19 protein-coding genes are annotated in these 21,475 nt (G+C 60.3%); 7 read left to right on the top strand and 12 right to left on the bottom strand.

The window, feature by feature from the left end; translation table 11 throughout:
• Positions 1 to 155: 155 nt before the first annotated feature.
• From betA to betI, 3 genes are all read right to left on the bottom strand, one after another.
• Positions 156 to 1,853: a choline dehydrogenase gene (betA, locus tag ACVWSC_RS27215; RefSeq protein WP_442110486.1), complete on the bottom strand. Its 1,698-nt coding sequence runs from the start codon at positions 1,851 to 1,853 to the stop codon at positions 156 to 158.
• A gap of 81 nt (positions 1,854 to 1,934) precedes the next feature.
• A complete protein-coding gene (gene betB / locus ACVWSC_RS27210; RefSeq protein WP_442110484.1) occupies positions 1,935 to 3,407 on the bottom strand; it encodes a betaine-aldehyde dehydrogenase in 1,473 nt (490 codons plus the stop codon).
• A gap of 30 nt (positions 3,408 to 3,437) precedes the next feature.
• Positions 3,438 to 4,103 (bottom strand): transcriptional regulator BetI, encoded by a 666-nt coding sequence (gene betI, locus ACVWSC_RS27205; protein WP_442110482.1) that lies wholly within the window; start codon positions 4,101 to 4,103, stop codon positions 3,438 to 3,440.
• 422 nt (positions 4,104 to 4,525) lie between these two features.
• On the opposite strand from betI, the gene ACVWSC_RS27200 reads away from it, so the two are divergent.
• Together ACVWSC_RS27200 and ACVWSC_RS27195 are read left to right on the top strand one after the other, a co-directional pair.
• Complete coding sequence (locus ACVWSC_RS27200) at positions 4,526 to 6,529, top strand: BCCT family transporter (protein WP_442110480.1); 2,004 nt, start codon at positions 4,526 to 4,528, stop codon at positions 6,527 to 6,529.
• Positions 6,530 to 6,606: 77 nt separating this feature from the next.
• Positions 6,607 to 6,873, top strand: a complete 267-nt coding sequence (locus ACVWSC_RS27195) for a hypothetical protein (RefSeq protein WP_442110478.1) — start codon at positions 6,607 to 6,609, stop codon at positions 6,871 to 6,873.
• Between the two features lie 6 nt (positions 6,874 to 6,879).
• Here the strand turns inward: ACVWSC_RS27195 and ACVWSC_RS27190 are convergent, their stop codons facing one another.
• The 4 genes from ACVWSC_RS27190 to gpmI form a co-directional block, all read right to left on the bottom strand.
• On the bottom strand, positions 6,880 to 7,650 hold the full coding sequence (locus ACVWSC_RS27190; RefSeq protein WP_442110476.1) for a divergent polysaccharide deacetylase family protein: 771 nt from the start codon (positions 7,648 to 7,650) through the stop codon (positions 6,880 to 6,882).
• 8 nt (positions 7,651 to 7,658) lie between these two features.
• Positions 7,659 to 8,981, bottom strand: coding sequence for a S41 family peptidase (locus ACVWSC_RS27185; RefSeq protein ID WP_442110474.1), 1,323 nt, complete (start codon positions 8,979 to 8,981; stop codon positions 7,659 to 7,661).
• A gap of 89 nt (positions 8,982 to 9,070) precedes the next feature.
• Entirely contained in the window at positions 9,071 to 10,357 is a 1,287-nt protein-coding gene (locus ACVWSC_RS27180) for a murein hydrolase activator EnvC family protein (RefSeq protein WP_442110472.1), read from the bottom strand.
• Positions 10,358 to 10,547: 190 nt separating this feature from the next.
• A complete protein-coding gene (gene gpmI, locus ACVWSC_RS27175) occupies positions 10,548 to 12,077 on the bottom strand; it encodes a 2,3-bisphosphoglycerate-independent phosphoglycerate mutase (protein WP_442110470.1) in 1,530 nt (509 codons plus the stop codon).
• 215 nt (positions 12,078 to 12,292) lie between these two features.
• Between gpmI and ACVWSC_RS27170 the strand changes: the two genes are divergently transcribed.
• From ACVWSC_RS27170 to secB, 3 genes are read left to right on the top strand one after another with little or no spacing between them, the layout of a single operon-like run.
• Positions 12,293 to 12,709, top strand: coding sequence for a rhodanese-like domain-containing protein (locus tag ACVWSC_RS27170; RefSeq protein WP_442110468.1), 417 nt, complete (start codon positions 12,293 to 12,295; stop codon positions 12,707 to 12,709).
• A 1-nt stretch (position 12,710) separates the two neighbouring features.
• Positions 12,711 to 12,965 (top strand): glutaredoxin 3, encoded by a 255-nt coding sequence (grxC, locus tag ACVWSC_RS27165; protein WP_442110466.1) that lies wholly within the window; start codon positions 12,711 to 12,713, stop codon positions 12,963 to 12,965.
• Between the two features lie 41 nt (positions 12,966 to 13,006).
• Positions 13,007 to 13,495, top strand: a complete 489-nt coding sequence (secB, locus tag ACVWSC_RS27160) for a protein-export chaperone SecB (protein ID WP_442110464.1) — start codon at positions 13,007 to 13,009, stop codon at positions 13,493 to 13,495.
• A 126-nt stretch (positions 13,496 to 13,621) separates the two neighbouring features.
• On the opposite strand, the gene trmL is transcribed toward secB, so the two are convergent.
• Positions 13,622 to 14,077, bottom strand: a complete 456-nt coding sequence (trmL, locus tag ACVWSC_RS27155; RefSeq protein WP_442110462.1) for a tRNA (uridine(34)/cytosine(34)/5-carboxymethylaminomethyluridine(34)-2'-O)-methyltransferase TrmL — start codon at positions 14,075 to 14,077, stop codon at positions 13,622 to 13,624.
• Here trmL and ACVWSC_RS27150 point away from each other — a divergent pair.
• Positions 14,076 to 14,513, top strand: a complete 438-nt coding sequence (locus ACVWSC_RS27150; protein WP_442110460.1) for a hypothetical protein — start codon at positions 14,076 to 14,078, stop codon at positions 14,511 to 14,513. The genes trmL and ACVWSC_RS27150 overlap by 2 nt on opposite strands.
• A 253-nt stretch (positions 14,514 to 14,766) precedes the next feature.
• Here the strand turns inward: ACVWSC_RS27150 and ntrC are convergent, their stop codons facing one another.
• The 4 genes from ntrC to glnA form a co-directional block, all read right to left on the bottom strand.
• Positions 14,767 to 16,203 carry a nitrogen regulation protein NR(I) gene (gene ntrC / locus ACVWSC_RS27145; protein ID WP_442110458.1) on the bottom strand — a complete coding sequence of 479 codons (1,437 nt, stop codon included), beginning with the start codon at positions 16,201 to 16,203 and terminating at the stop codon, positions 14,767 to 14,769.
• Positions 16,200 to 17,285: a nitrogen regulation protein NR(II) gene (glnL, locus tag ACVWSC_RS27140; protein WP_442110456.1), complete on the bottom strand. Its 1,086-nt coding sequence runs from the start codon at positions 17,283 to 17,285 to the stop codon at positions 16,200 to 16,202. The genes ntrC and glnL overlap by 4 nt, the downstream gene beginning before the upstream one ends.
• A 256-nt stretch (positions 17,286 to 17,541) precedes the next feature.
• Positions 17,542 to 18,087: a chorismate mutase gene (locus tag ACVWSC_RS27135; RefSeq protein ID WP_442110454.1), complete on the bottom strand. Its 546-nt coding sequence runs from the start codon at positions 18,085 to 18,087 to the stop codon at positions 17,542 to 17,544.
• 152 nt (positions 18,088 to 18,239) lie between these two features.
• Positions 18,240 to 19,646 (bottom strand): type I glutamate--ammonia ligase, encoded by a 1,407-nt coding sequence (gene glnA, locus ACVWSC_RS27130; protein WP_442110452.1) that lies wholly within the window; start codon positions 19,644 to 19,646, stop codon positions 18,240 to 18,242.
• 331 nt (positions 19,647 to 19,977) lie between these two features.
• On the opposite strand from glnA, the gene thiI reads away from it, so the two are divergent.
• Positions 19,978 to 21,432 (top strand): tRNA uracil 4-sulfurtransferase ThiI, encoded by a 1,455-nt coding sequence (thiI, locus tag ACVWSC_RS27125; RefSeq protein ID WP_442110450.1) that lies wholly within the window; start codon positions 19,978 to 19,980, stop codon positions 21,430 to 21,432.
• The last annotated feature ends 43 nt before the right edge of the window (positions 21,433 to 21,475 follow it).

Genomic DNA, 21,475 nt, shown 5'->3' with positions numbered 1-21,475 from the left:
TAAGCAGGTCGCGTGCCAAGGATTCTAACCTGAGGGGTTGGCGGGCTGTAAAGGGTTAATCGCAGGCACAAAAAAAGCACCGTGAGGTGCTTTTTTTATCGCGGGGAAAGCCCGCTCCTACAGTGATTGTGGGAGCGGGCTCCCCGCGAAATGCATCAGGCCTGCTTCACTTCACGCATGGCCTTGCCTTTGACCGGTGCGCCATTGGCAACGTAGTACTTGGCAGTGCTACGCGGCAGTGGCTGGCGGCCGCGGATCTTGTCGGAGATTTTCTCGGCGATCATGATCGTGGTGGCGTTGAGGTTGCCGGTGATGATGATCGGCATGATCGACGCATCGACAACGCGCAGGCCCTGCATACCGTGCACGCGACCCTGGCCATCGACCACGGCCATGTCGTCGGTGCCCATCTTGCACGAGCAGGACGGGTGGAACGCGGTTTCGGCGTGCTCGCGGATGAACGTGTTCAGCTCTTCGTCGGTCTGCACCTCGGCGCCCGGGCTGATCTCGCGACCACGGAAGGCATCCAGTGCCGGCTGGGCCATGATTTCACGGGTCAGGCGAATGCCGTCGCGGAATTCCTGCCAGTCTTGCTCGGTGGCCATGTAGTTGAACAGGATGCTTGGGTGCTGGCGTGGGTCTTTCGACTTGGCCTGGATACGACCGCGGCTTGGCGAACGCATCGAACCCATGTGCGCCTGGAAGCCGTGTTCCTGTACACCGTTGCTGCCGTTGTAGTTAATCGCAACCGGCAGGAAGTGGTACTGGATGTTCGGCCATTCGAACTCTGGGCGAGTGCGGATGAAACCACCGGCTTCGAACTGGTTGCTGGCGCCGATACCGGTGCCGTTGAACAGCCACTCGGCACCGATGGCTGGCTGGTTGTACCAGAGCAGCGATGGGTACAGCGATACCGGCTGGGTGCAGGCGTATTGCAGGTACAGTTCGAGGTGGTCCTGCAGGTTTTCGCCGACGCCCGGCAGGTCATGGACCACCGGAATGTCGAGGCTCTTCAGCAGTTCGGCCGGGCCGACACCGGAGCGCTGCAGCAACTGCGGCGAGGCGATGGCGCCGCTGCAGACGATGACTTCTTTACGCGCACGGGCTTCCACGCGTTCTTCGCTGGAACCTACCAGGTAGGTGACGCCGACGGCACGCTTGCCTTCGAACAGCACGCGGTCGGTCAGGGCGTGGGTCACGATGTTCAGGGTCGAACGCTTTTTGGCGGTGTCCAGGTAGCCGCGGGCGGTGCTGGAGCGACGGCCTTTAGGCGTCACGGTACGGTCCATCGGGCCGAAACCTTCCTGCTGGTAGCCGTTGAGGTCTTCGGTGCGCGGGTAGCCCGCTTGTACACCGGCTTCGACCATGGCGTGGAACAGCGGGTTGTTGCCGGCTTTAGGCGTGGTCACGCTGACAGGGCCTTCGCCACCGTGGTAGTCGTTGGCGCCGATGTCGCGGGTTTCCGCTTTGCGGAAGTACGGCAGGCAATCCAGGTAGGTCCAGTCTTCCAGGCCTGGCAGTTGTGCCCAGCCGTCGAAGTCCATGGCGTTGCCGCGGATGTAGCACATGCCGTTGATCAGCGACGAGCCACCCAGGCCCTTGCCGCGACCGCATTCCATCCGGCGGCCATCCATGTGTGGCTCTGGATCGGTTTCGTAGGCCCAGTTGTAGCGACGACCCTGCAACGGGAAGGCCAGGGCAGCTGGCATCTGGGTGCGGAAGTCCATGCGGTAGTCAGGACCACCGGCTTCGAGCAGCAGAACGGTAACGTTTGGGTCTTCGGTCAGGCGGGTCGCCAGGGTGTTACCGGCCGAGCCGGCACCGACGATGATGTAATCGAATTCATGGGACATTTCTGTTCCCTCATTTTGGCGGTAGACAGGAAAGCGGGAAGCGCCCGGGCCTTGCGGGCCCAGGCGCGGCTACAGGGGTGCTTAGAACACCGAGTTGTAGTTGCCCAGCTCGACTTGTACCGACTTGATGCGGGTGTACTGAGCCAGCGAGCTCACGCCGTTTTCGCGGCCAACACCCGACTGTTTGTAGCCGCCAACCGGCATTTCAGCTGGCGACTCGCCCCAGGCGTTGATCCAGCAGATACCGGCTTCCAGCTGGTGGATGATGCGGTGGGCGCGGCTGATGTCGTTGGTGCAAACACCAGCGGCCAGGCCGTATTCGGTATCGTTGGCACGGCGGATGACTTCTTCTTCGCTCTCGTAGGAGAGGATGCTCATCACTGGGCCGAAGATTTCTTCTTTGACGATAGTCATGTCGTCACGGCAGTCGGTGAACACGGTTGGTGCCACGAACGCACCTTTGGCGAACTCGCCGTCGGTCAGACGCTCGCCGCCGCACAGTACGCGTGCGCCTTCTTCCTTGCCCTTGGCGATGTAACCCAGCACGCTTTCCATGTGGGCGAAGCTGACCAGCGGGCCGAAGTTGGTGTTCTCGTCTTCTGGGTTGCCAACGCGGATGCGGGCAACGCGCTCAGCGATCTTGGCTTCGAAAGCCGCTTTCATCGAGGCAGGGACGAACACGCGGGTGCCGTTGGTGCAGACCTGACCGGAGCTGTAGAAGTTGGCCATCATGGCGATGTCGGCGGCGCGATCGAGGTCGGCGTCTTCGCAGATGATCAGTGGCGACTTGCCGCCCAGTTCCATGGTGACTTCCTTGAGCGTCGAGCTCGAGGCGCTGGCCATGACTTTCTTGCCGGTGGTGGTGCCGCCGGTGAAGGAGATTTTCTCGATGCGTGGGTGCTCGGTCAGCCAGGTGCCGACTTCACGGCCGCTGCCGGTCAGGACGTTGAACACGCCGTCTGGCAGACCTGCTTCGGTGTAGATCTCGGCCAGTTTCAGGGTGGTCAGCGAGGTGACTTCGCTTGGCTTGAAGATCATCGCGTTACCGGCCGCCAGGGCAGGTGCGGATTTCCACAGGGCGATCTGGATCGGGTAGTTCCAGGCACCGATACCCACGGTCACACCCAGTGGCTCGCGGCGGGTGTAGACGAACGAGCTGTCGCGCAGCGGGATCTGCTCGCCTTCGATCGCAGGCACCAGGCCAGCGTAGTACTCCAGTACGTCAGCACCGGTGACGATGTCGACGTAACGGGTTTCGGAGTAGGACTTACCGGTGTCCAGGGTCTCCAGGGCAGCCAGCTCATCGTTGCGCTCGCGCAGGATGTCGACAGCGCGGCGCAGGATGCGCGAACGCTGCATGGCGGTCATGGCAGCCCAGACTTTCTGGCCGCGTTCGGCGCTTTCTACGGCACGCTCGACGTCTGCTTGGGTGGCGCGTTGTACCTGAGCGAGGACTTCGCCGTTGGCCGGGTTGATGGCGTCAAAGGTAGCGTCGCTGGAAGCGTCGACATAACCACCATCAATGTAGAGTTTTTGCAGTTCGAAACGGGCCATAGTGTCCTCGCAAGTGCATAGTGTTATTGGCTATCCGAGCGGCGCTCCTGCCTGTTTGGCATTCGCGGCGCGTAGTGGTTCAGAGGCCTGGGTTTGTGTGTCCGGGCTCGTCTGTTTCGCCAGTTGTAGATCCATGTATTCGTAAGCGATTTGCTTCGCCTGGTCGGTGTCGAAGGCGTCTCCTGACAGCGCACCGCGCAGCCACAGTCCGTCGATCAACGCTGCCAGGCCGCGGGCTGCGCTGCGTGCCTGAGGCAACGGCAGGGCGCGACGGAACTGGCAGCACAGGTTGGAATACAAGCGGTGATCGTTGATCCGCTGCAACCTGTGCAAAGACGGCTGGTGCATGCTGGAGGCCCAGAAGGCCAACCAGGTTTTCATTGCCGGGCCGTTGACCTGACTGGCGTCGAAGTTGCCTTCGATGATCACCTGCAGGTGGGCACGCGGGCTGTTGTCCTTGAGCGCCTGGCGGTTGGCCGCGACGTTCTCGTTCAGCACGCTCATCAAGTACCGCATGGTCGCCGCGATCAGGCCGTTCTTGTCCTGAAAGTAGTGACTGATGATGCCATTCGACACACCGGCCAAACGGGCGATCAGCGCAATGCTGGCGTCACCCATTCCGACCTGGTCGATGGCCAGCAATGTGGCTTCGATCAACTGCTGGCGACGAATGGGTTGCATACCGACCTTGGGCATTTTGCAAATCTCCTCAGGCCTGCGAGCAGTCGACGAGCGGCTGCCTCGGCGAAGGCCAGTCTATTTTGTTTTGATTGAACGTTCAATCAACAAAGAATAAGCTCTGCGACAATCTGTGCCATTGACAGGAAATTTCCGATGTCAGATGGCCCAAATTGGCACCCCAAAAAGACGTGGAACCCCCGGAATACAAGGTGTTGACGGGTGTAAACGGCGTGTTGAGAAGATCTGCCGAGCGGTCCATGACCGCCAGGGCAACCCTCGGAGCGGGGCTTTTGGTCTGTTTTTTCTCAACGCAATCGATTCGGGATCACGGTTTTTTCAAGGTGCTTTTATAACACCTGATGCAGTGGGGCTATTGCACCATTTGCTCAGGGCCAGGTTGTTTTCGTTTCTCTCGCACTGCCCGGAGCAAATGTGCAATGAGTTCTGCCTCCCTAATCAAGACCCCCACCGAGAGGGTCCGGGTCAATAGCGTGGTGTTCATCACTTCCGCGTTGCTGATCCTTGTACTGACTGCCTTGCTTATCGCTGTTCCTGAAAAAGCCGGCGAAGTGCTCAATGTCGCCCAGACCTGGCTGACACGTAGCTTCGGCTGGTACTACATGCTGGTGATCGGCGGTTACCTGCTGTTCGTCATCGTTCTGGCGTTTTCCAACTTCGGCAAACTCAAGCTGGGTGGCAAGGACGACAAGCCAGACTTCAGCTACGGCGCTTGGGCCGGCATGCTGTTCTCGTCGGGTATTGGTATTTCGCTGCTGTACTTCGGCGCCTCCGAGCCGCTGGATCACTACTTCAACCCGCCAGAAGGCGCCTCGGCCACTGCTGAGGCTGCGCGTCAGGGCTTGCAGTTGACCTTCCTGCACTGGGGCCTGCATGGCTGGGCGATCTACGCCCTGGTTGGCCTGGCTGTGGGCTACTTCGCCTACCGTCATAACCAGCCGCTGGCTCTGCGTTCGGCGCTTTACCCGCTGATGGGTGAGCGCTGGGTCAAAGGTGGCGCCGGTCATGCGGTGGACATCTTCGGCATGTTCGTGACGTTGCTGGGCCTGGTGACCAACCTGGGCATCGGTTCGATGCAGGTGGCCTCGGGCCTGGAATACCTGTTCGGCATGGATCACAGCAATACCAACCTGCTGATCGTGATCCTGGTGATGGCGACAGTGGCCACTGTGGCCGCAGTGTCCGGTGTGGAGAACGGCATCCGCCGCCTGTCCAACCTGAACATCGTTCTGTTCAGCGGCCTGCTGATCTTTGTGCTGCTGGCCGGTGACACCCTGCACCTGCTCAACGGTTTCGTTCAGAACGTCGGTGACTACCTCAACGGCATTGTGCTGAAGACCTTCGATCTCTACGTCTACGAAAGCGAGGCGGGCAAGTCTGAGCGCTGGCTGGGGCTGTGGACCGTGTTCTACTGGGCCTGGTGGATTTCCTGGGGCCCATTCGTCGGCATGTTCATCGCCCGTATCTCCAAGGGCCGCACCGTGCGTGAGCTGGTTGCTGGCGTGCTGCTGATTCCGCTGGGCTTCACCCTGGCCTGGCTGTCGATCTTCGGCAACACCGCGCTGGACCTGGTGATGAACCATGGCGCCGTAGAGCTCGGCAAGACCGCGCTTGAGCAACCGTCGATGTCGATCTACCAACTGCTGGAGTTCTTCCCAGCGGCCAAGATCGTCATTGGTGTCGCAGTGTTCGTAGGCTTCGTGCTGTTCCTCACCCCGGCCGACTCGGGCGCGGTGATGATGGCCAACCTGTCGTGCAAAGGCGGTCAAGTCGACGAGGACGCGCCGCACTGGATGGTAGTGTTCTGGTCGGTGGTGATCACCCTGGTGACCATTGGTTTGCTGTTCGCCGGTAACTTCGCCGCGATGCAGACCATGGTGGTACTGGCGGGCCTGCCGTTCTCGGTGGTGCTGGTGCTGTTCATGTTCGGCCTGTACAAGGCCATGAAACAAGACAGCCAGACCGAGCAGGAGCAAGCCGAACTGGCTGCGCGTGGTCGTCGTGGTTTCAGCGAGCGTTTGAGCCAGCTGGATCTGCAGCCGACCCAGGCGATGGTTCAGCGCTTCATGGACAAACAGGTAAGCCCGGCGCTCAAGGAAGCGGCCGTACAGTTGCAGAACCTAGGGGTCGAGGTGGAGACCCGAGTGGGGCAGTCGCGTTCGACCATGGGCCTGCGGGTCATGATGGAAGAGGGCAACCCGTTCGTTTACGAAGTGAGCCTTGACGGCTACCTGGCGGCGCCAAGTGAAGCACCGGTAGAAGGTGAAAGCGAAGTGCGTCAGCGTTTTTACCGTGCCGAGGTTTACCTGCAAAGCGGTAGCCAGGAATATGATCTGATGGGCTTTACCCCAGATCAGATCACCCGTGATGTGCTCGATCAGTTCGAGAGTCATCGCCAGTTGCTGGGCCGGGTCTATAGCTGACCTGTTCCGGGTAACCTCAAAGGCTCTGTTCGCAAGAACAGGGCCTTTTTGTTTGACTTGCACTGGTAGGCGCGGGCTTGGCCCGCGATAGCGGTGTGACAGGCAGTTCGCTATCGCGGGACGACCAGGCAGGTACGGCAATTTGGGAAGCGCATTTTCACTACAAGACGGCGGCAATTCCGGCACGTCAGTTTGTGAAAGGGCACCTGAAAATCTGGTCGCAGCGATTGATTGGCCGGAAAGTCCAGATTGAGGCGGCGCACAGTGACTCCCGTGAGTTGCTGGCGGTCTATCGGGGCAATCTGGTCTTGTCCGATGTCGACGGGATGATTCCGTTTGCCTGACTGGTCTCAGCGATTGCGATACAGGCCATGACTGCCGTGTGCGGGCATGGCCTGGTTGCTGCGCTCGGCAATCATCTGTTGGATGTTGATCAGTTCGATGCCCTGGCTTTTCAGCCGGGGCATTTCCCGTTCCAGCACCTCGAGGGTTTGTGGATAAGGGTGGCCGATCAACACCGCCGAGCCTTGTTTGCGTGCCAGCTCGACGCCCGATTGCAGTTGGCTGGCGATTGCTTCGGTGGTGCGCACATCGTCCAGAAATACATCCCGCGAGACATGTGCAAGGTCGGTGGCCTGGGCCTTGGCGGCAGCCACGGTAGCGGCACTGGTGCGGCTGTCGACGAAGAACAGGTGGCGGCGTTGCAGTTCGCCCATCAACCAGGCCATGGGCTCAGGTTGCGAGGTCATGCGGCTGCCCATGTGGTTGTTGATCCCCGCAGCGTACGGCACTTTGGCCAGGGCGGCGTCCAGGCGCTGCGCCAGCGCTGGCATGGTGGTGCCGGGGTGCCAGGCATAGGGGCCAGTGGCAGGGTCCATGGGCATGTGCAGGATCACCGTTTTACCTGCCTTGTGAGCCTGGCGGGCGAATTCGGTCGCGTGCGGGGTATCGGGCATGATCGCCAGGGTGACCGGGCCGGGCAGGGCCAAGGTGCGGCTGTCCCGGGCCGTGCTCTGGCCGAGGTCGTCGATGATGATGCTCATATAAGCCTTGCCCGGTTGAGCAGGCGCCGCGATCACGGCGCCGCTCAACAGGTACAGCAAGACCAGCAGGTAACGCATGCAGGCTGTCACTTACTGTGGGTGATGCTCAGGCCTTTGAGCAGGCTCAGGGCCTGGCTGAGCTGGAAGTCGTTGTCTTGCGGACGCTCTTTGCGCTTGGTGCTGCCGGTTGGACGGTCGGCACCACCGTTGCCGTTGCCCAGGTGGCCCTGCAAGTCGGCTTCCTTGAAGTTCTCGCTGTCGGCTTCGGCGGTCAGCTTGGCCTGGCGCACTTCGATGTCGGGGATGATGCCCTGGGCCTGGATCGAGCGGCCGTTCGGGGTGTAGTACAGCGCGGTGGTGAGCTTAAGGGCGCGATCGTTGTTCAGCGGCAGAACGGTTTGCACCGAGCCTTTACCGAAGCTGTCGGTACCCATCAGCACGCCACGCTTCTGATCTTGCAGGGCACCGGCGACAATTTCCGACGCCGAAGCACTGCCACCGTTGATCAGCACCACCAGCGGCACGCCCTCGCTGGCGTCGGCAGGGTCGGCCGAGAAGCGCAGCTCGGAGTTGGCGATACGGCCTTTGGTGTAGACGATCAGGCCTTTGGTCAGGAAGTGGTCAGCCACTTCTACTGCAGATTGCAAAACGCCGCCGGGGTTGTTGCGCAGGTCCAGGACCAGGCCGCGCAGCTTCTTGCCGTTGTCTTTACGCAGTTTGGCCAGCGCCTTGCCGACTTCTTCGCCGGTCTTGACCTGGAACTGGGTGATGCGGATGTAACCGTAACCATCTTCGAGCAGCTGGCTCTTGACGCTCTTGACCTGAATGACTGCACGGGCAAGGGTGACGTCGAATGGAGTGCCGCCATCACGGACCAGGGTCAGGGTGATTTTCTCGCCGATCTTGCCGCGCATCTTGTCGACGGCTTCGGTCATGGTCTGGCCACGGGTCGGCTGGCCGTTGATCTTGACGATCAGGTCACCGGCTTCGATGCCGGCGCGCGAGGCTGGCGTGTCGTCGATCGGCGATACGACTTTGACGAAACCGTCTTCCATGCCGACTTCGATGCCCAAACCGCCAAACTCGCCGCTGGTGCTTTCCTGCAGCTCCTGGAAGTCTTCCGGGCCAAGGTAGGCCGAGTGCGGGTCGAGGTTACTGAGCATGCCCTTGATGGCGTTTTCCAGCAGGGTCTTGTCGTCGACGGGTTCGACATAGGCTGCCTTGATCCGGTCCATGACCTCGGCGAAGGTGCGCAGCTCCTCCAGTGGCAACGGCGCCTTGGCCGCCGCCGATACCGTCGTGGCCGGCACAGTGGTCGGCTTGGTCGGCTCGGCCGCATGGGCCAGAGGCGCACCGAGGACCACGGCGATGGTCAGGGCCAGTGAGGTGAGGCGAGGCAAATGCAGCATGTCGAACGAACTCCTGATCCTGGTAGCGCTCCGGCTGGAGCCTCGGCACAGCGCGATGTCACGCTAGGCCGTCAAATAGGGGGTGGTACCTATCCCTGGGCACGGCACCATTGTGCGGGGTCGCTGGGGCGACCTTGCTGGCGGATGGCGAAGTACAGCCCTGAGTTGTCCTGGCCGCCACTGTTGCCGACGGTGGAAATCGCCTCACCGGCCTTGACGACGTCTCCGGCGCTCTTGAGCAGGCTCTGGTTATGGCCGTAGAGGCTCAGGTAACCATTACCATGGTCGAGAATGACCAGAAGTCCAGCGCCACGCAACCAGTCGGCGAACACTACTCGGCCACCGTGTACGGCGCGTACCTGGCTGCCGGGTGAGGCACTGATCATCACACCATCCCACTTTGCCCGTGAATCGTCACCCCGGGTTTCACCAAAGCGGGCGAGTAATCGACCATTAACTGGCCATGGAAGTTTTCCCCGCGCCGAAGAAAAAGCGCCACCGAAGGTTTCGCCGTTGCTGGAAACCAGCGGGCCGGGCATCGACTTGGGTTTGCTCGGGGTGCTGCTACTGCTGGCGGCCAGGGCTTCGCGCTGGCGCTGTTTTTCCGCTTCCTGGGCTGCGAGCAGGGCTTTTTTCCGAGCTTCCTCGGCTTCACGTGCCTGGCGGGCCAGGGTTTCCTCGATGGTCTTGAGGACCTTGGTCAGGTCGGCCTGGTCTTGTTCACGGGCCTGGAGCTTCTGGTCGCGGGCTTTGACGTCGTTGTTCAGCTTGGCCAGCACCTGTTGGCGCTCGACACGGACTTTTTCCAGTTCCTGGCGCTGGGCGTCGAGGTTGCCTTGTTGAGCCAGCAACTGCGCCTGTTGCAGGCTGATGTCTTGCTCGACGTTGGCCAGCTGGCGCAGCGTCTCATTGAAGTTACGCAGTTGCGTCATGCGCGCCTGACTCAGGTAATCGTAATAGGTCAGGGTGCGGGCGAATTTTTCCGGGTTCTGCTGGTTGAGCAGCAGCTTGAGGTATTCCTCACGGCCGTTCTGGTAGGCCGAACGGGCCTGGATGGCAATCAGGCGTTGTTGTTCAACGCGGGCGCTCTGGAGTTTTTTTTTCTCGTGATCAAGGCGCTCCAGCTCGCCCTCGGTCTTTTTTAGTTCCTGCTGCAGGGCCTCCACCTGCTTTTCCAGCTTACCGATATCGGTTTCAGTGCTGCGCAGGTCTTTCTGCACACCGGATTTTTCCTGCTGCAACTGACCGAGCATTTTTTTCAGCTCGGCAATGTCCTGACGCGTAGCGTCGAGTTGCTGCTGGGTTTGCGCGCGCTCATCGGCAAACGCCGGACTGAGCAGGCAAGACAGGGCGAGTAGGATCAGGGCGCGAAACATGGAGTGGGCGACACCAGGGATAGAGACTGGCCTAGTATGCCCGCCATAGACGCCAAAAAAAACGCCTCAAGGCATATGCATTGAGGCATTGGTCGGCTTTAGCGATAACTTTTAAGGTTCAAGCGGCAGGAAGGGCGTGCAAACACGCTGCTTCTTGCCGCTTAACGCTCATCACTTGCGGCTTGAGCCTTCAGACGAGAATCGAGGTGCCGGTCATTTCCGCCGGCTTTTCCAGGCCCAGCAGCTTGAGCATGGTCGGTGCCACGTCGGCCAGCACGCCGCCTTCGCGCACGCTCAGGTCGCGCTTGCCAACATAGATGAACGGCACCGGCTCAGTGGTGTGAGCGGTGTGCGCCTGGCCGGTGCAGGCGTCTTCCATCTGCTCGACGTTGCCGTGGTCGGCAGTGATCAGCGCTTCGCCGCCGACTTTGTCGAGGGCATCGACAATGCGGCCAACACACAGGTCCAGGGCTTCGACCGCTTTCACTGCCGCTTCAAACACGCCGCTGTGGCCGACCATGTCGCCGTTGGCGTAGTTGACCACGATCACGTCGTAGCGCTGCTGCTCAATGGCCTCGACGATACGGTCGGTGACTTCCGGTGCGCTCATTTCCGGTTGCAGATCGTAGGTGGCAACCTTTGGCGACGGAATCAGGATGCGTTCTTCGCCTTCGAACGGTTCTTCGCGACCGCCGGAGAAGAAGAAGGTGACGTGGGCGTACTTCTCGGTTTCGGCGATACGCAGCTGGGTCTTGCCGTTCTTCGCCAGGTATTCGCCAAGCACGTTATTCAGGCTGCCGGGGGCAAAAGCGGCCGGTGCCGGAATTTTTGCCGAGTACTGGGTCAGGCCGATGTAGGCCGCCAGTTTCGGCAGGCGGGCACGGGGGAACTCATTGAAGTCGGCTTCGACAAACACCCGCGACAGTTCGCGCGCGCGGTCAGCGCGGAAGTTCATGAAGATCACGGCGTCGCCGTCTTCGACCTTGACCGCCTCACCGATGCGCGTGGCTTTGACGAACTCGTCGCTTTCGTCGCGAGCGTAGGCGGCTTCAAGGCCGGCCAGGGCGCTGTCGGCGGTGTAGTCGGCAACGCTGTCGACGATCAGGTTGTAGGCCGTCGATACGCGGTCCCAGCGGTTGTCGCGGTCCATGGCGTAGTAGCGGCCGATCAGGCTGGCGATGCGGCCTTTGCCCAGCTTGGCAAAGGTGGCGTCGAGCAGTTCGATGGACGATTGCGCGCTTTTCGGCGGTGTGTCGCGACCGTCGAGGAAGGCGTGCAGGTAAATCTTTTCGGCGCCGCGCTGTGCTGCCAGTTCAGCCATGGCAATCAGGTGGTCCTGGTGGCTGTGCACGCCGCCATCGGAGAGCAGACCAAGGATATGCACAGCCTTGCCAGCACCCACGGCTTTGTCGACGGCACCGCAGAGCACGGCGTTGTCGAAGAATTCACCGTCTTTGATGGCTTTGGTGACGCGGGTGAAGTCCTGGTACACCACGCGACCGGCACCGAGGTTCATGTGGCCGACCTCGGAATTACCCATCTGCCCGTCAGGCAAACCGACGTCCATGCCGGAGCCGGAGATCAAGCCATGCGGCCGGGTGGCGCGCAGACGATCGTAAACCGGCGTGTTGGCCGAGTAGATGGCGTTGTATTCGTGGCTTTCGCTGTGACCGAAACCATCCAGGATGATCAGGACCAAAGGCTTGGGCGTGCTCGTCATCAATAGAACTCACGGTTGTTCAGATGATAAAGACACGCATTTTAGGGCAAATTGGCCATGAATGACGAATTAACCTTGTTCACCAGCGGGCGCTGGCCGACGGACAGTAGCGCCTGGATGAGAATTACTGGCGACAAGCCGGTCGGGCGGGCTTTGGCCGACCTTGGGGGCTGTGTATACTGGCCGACATTTTTAATGGCCTGGAACACCCTCCGATGGTTGCTCACCTGATTGAATTCGCAACAAACCACTACCTGCTGGTTGGTACCTTCGTCGTTCTGCTGGTGCTGCTGATCGTTACCGAAGCGCGCAAAGGCGGACGCAGCCTGAGCACCGGCGAGCTGACCGCTCTGGTCAACAGCGAAAAAGGCCTGGTTATCGACATCCGTTCGGCCAAGGACTATGCCGCTGGCCACATCGTCGGCGCCGTGAACATTCCGCAGGACAAGTTCGCTGCCCGTATCGGCGAGCTGGAAAAGCATAAAGCCAACAAGACCCTGATCGTGGTCGATGCCATGGGCCAGCACGCTGGCACCACGGCCCGTGAACTGCTCAAGGCTGGTTTCACCGCTGCCAAACTGTCGGGTGGCGTGTCGAGCTGGAAAGCCGATAACCTGCCGTTGGTGAAGTGAAATGAGCGACGTCATCGTCTATTCCAGTGACTACTGCCCTTATTGCTCACGCGCCAAGCACCTGCTGCAGAGCAAAGGCGTGGCATTCGAGGAAATCAAGGTCGATGGCAAGCCGCAAGTGCGCGCCGAGATGAGCCAGAAGGCCGGCCGTACTTCGGTGCCGCAGATCTGGATTGGTAGCACCCACGTCGGCGGTTGCGACGACCTGTATGCCCTTGAGCGCGCCGGTAAACTCGACGGCCTGCTCAAGGCTTGAACCAGAACCCTTATTAAAGACCCTGCAAAGAAGGATCTGTCATGACTGACCAACAGAACAACGACGCTGCTGCAGCCGACGAAAGCGCACCACAGTTCTCCATGCAGCGCATCTATGTGCGCGACCTGTCGTTCGAAGCGCCGAAAAGCCCGGCGATCTTCCGTCAGCAGTGGGAACCGAGCGTTGCCCTGGACCTGAACACCAAGCAGAAAGGCCTGGAAGGCGATTTCCACGAAGTCGTACTGACCCTGTCGGTTACCGTGAAGAACGGCGACGAAGTGGCGTTCATTGCTGAAGTTCAGCAGGCCGGTATCTTCCTGATCAAGAACCTCGATGCGGCTTCGATGAGCCACACCCTGGGTGCGTTCTGCCCGAACATCCTGTTCCCGTACGCGCGCGAAGCGCTGGACAGCCTGGTGACCCGTGGCTCGTTCCCGGCGCTGATGCTTTCGCCGGTCAACTTCGATGCCCTGTACGCGCAAGAAATGCAGCGCATGCAGGAAGCAGGTGAAGCACCTTCGCTGCAATAAGCAGTGTGAGGAACTGAAAAAAGCGCCCCGATGGGCGCTTTTTTCATGGGGCTCTATCGCGGGGCAAGCCCGCTCCCACAGGGATTAGGTTCAACCTGTGGGAGCGGGCTTGCCCCGCGATCAACATCAGGCAAACCCTTGCTGGCGCCAGGCTTCGTACACCGTCACCGCCACGGTATTGGACAGGTTCAGACTGCGGCAACCCGGACGCATCGGCAGGCGCAGGCGCTGCTCGGGTGCCAGACTGTCGAGCACCTCGGCGGGCAGGCCACGGCTTTCCGGGCCGAACAGAAAGGCGTCACCCGGCTGGTAACTGGTCTCGTGATAGGGGTGCGAGCCCTTGGTGGTAAAGGCGAACAGCCGTGGTTGCCCAAGGCTTTCCAGGCAGCTTGCCAGGTCGGCATGGCGCTTGAGACTGGCGTACTCGTGGTAGTCGAGCCCGGCGCGGCGCAAGCGTTTGTCGTCCAGCTCGAAGCCGATGGGTTCGATCAGGTGCAAGTCGCAGCCGCTGTTGGCGCACAGCCGTATAATGTTGCCAGTATTCGGTGGAATTTCTGGTTGGAAGAGGATGACGTGAAACATGCACGGCTCCGAGCATAAAGATGGCGAGCATTCTACTCCTGAACCGGACATCCGTTCGCAACAATGGCCACGGGTGCTGTTTTCATTGGCAATCTTCGGCATGTTGGTGGGCCTGATGATCGGGCGCCTGACCGCGCCTGAACCGCGGGTGTTGGAACAGGTGCAGGTGGTGGAGGGCGGGTTGGACCTATGGTTCAACGAAGAGCCCAAGCTGCATGGCGAAGAGGTCGATGGCACCCTGGCGTTGCTGTTCGATGCAGAAGGCAAGGCTGCGCGTGGCCAGTTGCAGCAACAGGGCAAGCCGGTCAGCTGGCGGGTGCAGAAAAGTGATGGTGGGTTGCTTGTGACGCTGGTGGCGGCCCGTCCTCTGCACGGCAACTGGGCCGGTGCAGAGGATGAAGGGCGTTGGCGTGTGCAGGTACGTCTGCACGAATAAAAGAGGGGAATCCCCGGCCTGCCTGTACCAAGGCCCCCAAAACTGGAAGTACTGATTCTATTGCAGAGTGTGTGCCAGTTTTGTGGCAGCCAGTGAAATAGGGGGTTTAAGGGTCTAGCGTGGGGTTTTGCGGGGGATTTGTGCTTTGCGGTGGTGCGCGGGGCACAGGTTCGGTGCAAAAAGCATCGCGGGGCAAGCCCGCTCCTACAGGTCTTCTGTAGGAGCGGGCTTGCCCCGCGATATCGGTAAAAAATCAGGCCTCGTCGTCGCCGTCTTCTTCACCACCGTCGACTTTCATGCCCAGTTCTTTGATTTTGCGCGTCAGGGTATTACGCCCCCAGCCAAGCAATACCGCCGCATCCCGACGACGCCCGGCGGTGTGCTTGAGGGCGGTTTCGATCATGATCCGTTCAAAGCTCGGCACGGCGCTATCAAGCAGGCTCGACTGGCCGCGGCTCAGCGCCTGGTCAGCCCATTGACGCAACGCCTGTTCCCAATTGGTGACGGGCGCGCTGTCTTGCGGCAGGTTGAGCAGCTCGGGCGGCAGGTCACCAATATGCACTTCCCGGCCCGAGGCCATGACGGTGATCCAGCGGCAGGTGTTTTCCAGCTGACGCACGTTGCCCGGCCACGGCAAGTTGCGCATGAACTCCTCCGTCTCGGCTTTGAGCAGTTTAGGCTCGACCGCCAGCTCCTGAGCGGCGCGGCCGAGGAAGTGGCGCGCCAGTGTCGGGATGTCTTCACGACGGTCGGCCAGGCGTGGAATGTGGATGCGGATGACGTTCAGGCGGTGGAACAAGTCTTCGCGAAACTTGCCGGCCTGCACCAGGGTTTCCAGGTTCTGGTGGGTTGCGGCAATGATGCGCACGTCGACCTTGACCGGCACATGACCACCCACCCGGTAGAACTCGCCATCAGCCAATACCCGCAACAGGCGTGTCTGGGTGTCGGCGGGCATATCGCCGATTTCGTCGAGGAACAGGGTGCCGCCATCGGCTTGCTCGAAGCGCCCGCGGCGCAGGTTGGCCGCGCCGGTGAAGGCACCTTTTTCGTGGCCGAACAGCTCGGACTCCATCAGGTCCTTGGGGATCGCCGCCATGTTCAGGGCGATGAACGGTGAGGCGGCCCGTGGGCTGTGACGGTGCAGGGCGTGGGCGACCAGTTCTTTACCGGTTCCGGACTCACCGTTGATCAGCACGGTGATGTTGGAGTGGCTCAGGCGACCGATGGCGCGAAACACCTCCTGCATCGCCGGCGCTTCGCCGATGATTTCCGGGGTGCGGGTCAGGCTCGGTGCGGTGTCCAGGCCTTGCTGCTCCTGGGCGTGCTGGTTGGCACGCTTGACCAGCGATACCGCTTCATCAACGTCGAACGGTTTCGGCAGGTATTCGAACGCGCCGCCCTGATAGGACGCCACCGCGCTGTCGAGGTCTGAGTGCGCGGTCATGATGATGACCGGCAGGCGTGGGTGGTGCTCACGAATCTGCGCCAGCAGGTCCAGGCCACTGGCACCCGGCATGCGGATATCGGAAATGATCACGTCCGGCTGCTGCCGAGCCAGTCGGCTCATGACGCCGTCGGCGCTGTCGAAACTTTGTGTGGTCATGCCTTCCTGCTGCAAGGCTTTTTCCAGAACCCAGCGGATGGAGCGATCATCGTCGACGATCCAGACGGTTTCACTACGGCTCATGAGGCGGAGGCTCCTTGTTCCAGCGGCAGAAAGATCGAGAAGGTGGTGTGGCCAGGATGGCTGTCACATTCGATCAGGCCCTGGTGCTGGCTGATGATGTTCTGGGTAATGGCCAGGCCCAGCCCGGTACCGTCCGGGCGGCCGCTGACCATGGGGTAGAAGATGGTTTCCTGAAGTTCGGCGGGAATGCCCGGGCCGTTGTCGATGATCTCGACCTTGGCCACCAGGCGATGGCGGGTATGGCCAATGGTGAACTGACGCATGGCCCGAGTGCGCAGGCTGATACGCCCCAGGCGCAGCTCGTTTTGGCCACTGATGGCCTGCATGGCGTTGCGCACGATGTTGAGCACCGCCTGAATCATCTGTTCGCGGTCGATCAGCACATCGGGCAGGCTTGGGTCGTAGTCACGCACCAGAGTGATGCCGCCCTGGCTTTCGGCTTCGACCAGGCTGCAGACCCGCTCGAGCACTTCATGGATGTTGGTCATCGCCAGTGACGGCAGTTTGTTCGAACCGAGCATACGATCGACCAGGTTGCGCAGGCGATCAGCCTCTTCAATGATCACGTTGGTGTAATCCTTGAGGCTTTCCTCGGGGAGTTCCCGCGACAGCAACTGCGCCGCCCCGCGAATACCACCCAGTGGATTCTTGATCTCGTGGGCCAGGCCGCGTACCAGCAGTTTGGTGGTTTCCTGCTTGGACAGCTGGGCTTCTTCTTTGGTGATGCGCAGCAGCCGGTCGCGCGGGTGAACCTCAAGCAGCAGCAAAGTCCGTCCGGCGTTGAGGATCGGCGTTACCGCATAGTCGACGGTTTGGGTTTGCCCGGTCAGCGAGGTCAGCTGAGCTTCGCGCTTGGTGAACGGGTGGGCGTGTTCCACCGCCTGGCGCAAGGAGTTGAGCGCTTCAGGTGACTCGGTGAACAACTCACTGATGAATTGCCCATGGCTACGCTGGCCGCTGATGGCCAGGAGCATTTCCGCTGCCGGGTTCATGTACTCAAGGCGCAATTCGGCATTGAGCAGGATGGTAGCGGTGGTCAGGTTGTCCAGTAGCAGTCGGTGCAGGGCATCGCTGATGGTCATGGGGTGTCTGTGACCTCTTTTGGCTCATGACGACTCCGGCTGGGCCAGGGTCGTGGGCGCTGGTTGTCTGCTGGTAACAAGAAAATGCAAAAAACAAACCAAGGCTCCGAAAAGAAGCGGATCTGCCGGATAAAGACCTGTATTTGCGCTAAATATGGCTATAAAGCCCTAAAACGGCAGTGTGCTTGAACCAAAATGGGCTGAATCGCTCAAGTGCACGCTGTTTCGTGCACCAATATAGAGCATAGAGGAAAGATTACTGCACGGCGCACAGGTGAGCGGTGGCGCGAACCAGGGCCAAGGCGCGTTGTGGGTCGTTTGCCCGTTGGCCAATGGCCTGAGCCACCGTGCGCTGGCAATCTTCGGGACGATTGCGATCGAACGCTGCAAGCTCGCTGAGCAGGCTGCGCTGCAGGCGGTCCAGTTGCGGGCGCAAGTGCATGGCCAGATCGACGCGGTGCGTGCCGGGTGCACTGCCTACGGCGTGCCACTTCGACAGCGCGCTGTACTGGAGCAGTTTGTTGGCTTCAATCTGGTCGCCGAAAAATATTGCCGCCCGCCGTGGGTCAACGCCGAAACGCACCGCCTGAGCCTGAACGTTAGTGATGATCTGCACTTCGCGACTAAGGTCTTGTACGGGCTGGCCCGAGTCCCATTTGTTCAGGGCCACGGCCTGGGCGATGTCCAGGCGTTGATCAACGCTGTTGAGCAACCGCTGCAATTCGCTGTCAGGGGAGGGTGTTGAGGTGCAGCCGGTGAGCAGCAGGGGTGTAAACAGTAAGACAGGCAAGAAAGTACGCATGATAAGGCCTTCAGAAAAGGGAGCGCTGAGTGTGCCGTGGCTCAATCTTTTTACCTGTCGGCTGCTTCGCATACCTTTGTCAGAAAAAAAGAAGGCCTCCCGAAGGAGGCCTCTTTTTGTAGCGTCACGCCGCTTGCGCAGGCGTCACTGAATTAGCAGCTGTAGTACAGCTCATATTCCAGTGGGTGTACGAAGGTGCGGACTTTGATTTCTTCTTCGCTCTTCAGGGCGATGTAGGCATCGATGAAGTCGTCGGAGAACACGCCGCCCTTGGTCAGGAACGCACGGCCTTTGTCCAGCTCTTCCAGGGCTTCTTTCAGGCTGCCGCAAACCTGTGGGATCTCTTTCGCCTCTTCAGGCGGCAGGTCGTACAGGTTCTTGTCGGCAGCGTCGCCTGGGTGGATCTTGTTCTGGATACCGTCCAGGCCGGCCATCAGCAGTGCAGCGAAGGCCAGGTATGGGTTGGCAGCCGGATCCGGGAAGCGTGCTTCGATACGGCGGGCTTTAGGGCTCGACACGTAAGGAATACGGATCGAAGCGGAACGGTTACGGGCCGAGTAGGCCAGCATGACCGGGGCTTCGAAGCCTGGTACCAGACGCTTGTAGGAGTTGGTCGAAGGGTTGGTGAAACCGTTCAGAGCCTTACCGTGCTTGATGATACCGCCGATGAAGTACAGGGCGGTGTCGGACAGACCGGCATAGCCTTCGCCAGCGAAGGTGTTCTTGCCATCTTTCCAGATCGACATGTGCACGTGCATACCCGAGCCGTTGTCGCCGTACAGTGGCTTAGGCATGAAGGTAGCGGTACGGCCGTAGACATCGGCAACGTTGTGCACGACGTACTTCAGGGTCTGAACTTCGTCAGCTTTCTTCACCAGGGTGTTGAACTTGACGCCGATTTCGTTCTGGCCGGCAGTTGCCACTTCGTGGTGGTGAACTTCGACGGTCTGACCCATTTCTTCCAGTGCGTTGCACATGGCAGTACGGATTTCGTGGTCGTGGTCGAACGGCGGAACTGGGAAGTAGCCACCTTTAACGCCTGGACGGTGGCCGCGGTTGCCGCCTTCTACGTCCTGGTCGGACATCCACGAGCCTTGCTCGGAGAAGATTTTGAACATCGAGCCGGAGATGTCGGACTTGAACTTCACTTCGTCGAAGATGAAGAACTCAGGCTCTGGACCGGCGAACACGGTGTCACCGATCATGGTGGCTTTCAGGTGCTCTTCAGCGCGCTTGGCGATCGCACGTGGGTCGCGGTCGTAGCCTTGCATGCTCGAAGGTTCGATGATGTCGCAGACCAGGATCAGGGTCGGCTCTTCGGTGAACGGGTCCAGTACGGCGGTGTCGTCGACCGGCATGAGGATCATGTCGGAGGCTTCGATGCCTTTCCAGCCAGCAATGGAGGAACCGTCGAACATTTTGCCGACTTCGAAGAAGTCGTCTTCCAGCGCATCGCGAGCTGGCATGGTCACGTGGTGCTGGGTGCCTTTGGTGTCCGTGAAGCGCAGATCAATCCATTTAACGTCATGATCTTTGATGAGTTGAACCGACTTCGACATAGTGTCCTCCGGGTGGGGTAGAGCTTGCCTGTGCAGCCCTTTAATTTGGGTGATGCCGGGCGCGAATAGTCGGCCAAGGCAACCTGCCTCACAAGGGAGCAAATTGCATGCCAGTGCCCCGGTTTGGATGTTTTGCCCGATTCTCATGCATTAACGGGCGGTTTGGCTGAAATGCCGGTGGTTTTCTGCACTCTTAAGAGGCGCTTTTGGTGCGTAGCGCACCAAATGAGTGCGCGTGAAACCTTCTGTAGATTAATTGGTTAAACCTTGAGCAATTTCCGCTATAATCCGCGCCCCACTTTTTTAGTCGGCACCTCGCGCGCTGTTTTTCATGAAACTAATCGTAAAAGTCTTTCCAGAGATCACCATCAAGAGCCGCCCGGTTCGCAAGCGCTTCATCCGTCAACTGGGCCGCAACATTCGTATCGTGCTCAAGGACCTCGATCCTGAGCTGGCGGTCGATGGTGTCTGGGACAATCTCGAGGTGGTTACCCGCGTCGAGGACGAGAAAGTCCTGCGCGAGATGACCGAGCGCCTGACCTGCATGCCGGGTATCGCCCACTTCCTGCAGGTCGAAGAGTACCCGCTGGGTGACTTCGACGACATCGTCGCCAAGTGCAAGACCCACTTCGGTCACCTGTTGGCCGGCAAGCGCTTCTCTGTGCGCTGCAAGCGAGGCGGTCACCACACCTTCACCTCGATGGATGTCGACCGTTATGTCGGCAGCCAGCTGCGTCAGCAGTGCGGCGCCGCCGGTATCGACCTGCGCAACCCCGAAGTCGAGGTACGCATCGAAGTGCGCGACCAGCGCCTGTATGTGATCCACAGCCAGCACAAAGGCATCGGCGGCTACCCGCTGGGCGCCCTGGAGCAGACCCTGGTGCTGATGTCCGGTGGTTTCGACTCCACCGTGGCGGCCTACCAGATGATGCGCCGCGGCCTGATGACTCACTTCTGCTTCTTCAACCTCGGTGGCCGTGCCCACGAGCTGGGGGTGATGGAAGTTGCCCACTTCCTGTGGAAGAAATACGGCAGCAGCCAGCGCGTGCTGTTCATCAGCGTGCCGTTCGAGGAAGTGGTCGGCGAGATCCTCGGCAAGGTCGACAACAGTTACATGGGCGTGACCCTCAAGCGCATGATGCTGCGCGCGGCGGCGCACATGGCCGACCGCCTGGAAATCGACGCGCTGGTCACCGGCGAGGCGATTTCCCAGGTTTCCAGCCAGACCCTGCCGAACCTGTCGATCATCGACCAGGCCACCGATAAACTGGTACTGCGTCCGCTGCTGGCCACCCACAAGCAGGACATCATCGACCAGGCCGTGGAAATTGGTACCGCTGACTTCGCCAAGCACATGCCTGAATACTGCGGGGTGATTTCGGTGAACCCGACCACCCACGCCAAGCGCCACCGCATCGAGCACGAAGAGAAACAATTCGACATGGCCGTGCTGGAGCGCGCTCTGGAGCGCGCCCGCCTGATCTCCATCGACCATGTGATCGAGGAGCTGAGCCAGGACATCCAGGTCGAAGAAGTCGGCCAGGCACTGGCCGGTCAGGTCGTGATCGACATCCGTCACCCGGATGCCCAGGAAGATGAACCGCTGGAACTGGATGGCATCGAAGTCAAAGTCATGCCGTTCTATGCGATCAACAGCCGCTTCAAGGAACTGGACCCAACGCGCCAGTACCTGCTGTATTGCGACAAGGGCGTGATGAGTCGGCTGCATGCCCACCACCTGCTGAGCGAGGGACATGCCAATGTGCGTGTTTATCGTCCGGCATAAGACGCCGGGGCTGTATGGCGGAAGTATCCGCCATCGCCCTCCC

The sequence above is a fragment of the Pseudomonas sp. NUPR-002 genome (genome assembly GCF_056322725.1).
Note: the sequence above shows the minus strand (reverse complement) of the source record. Positions and strands in the feature narration are given on the sequence as shown.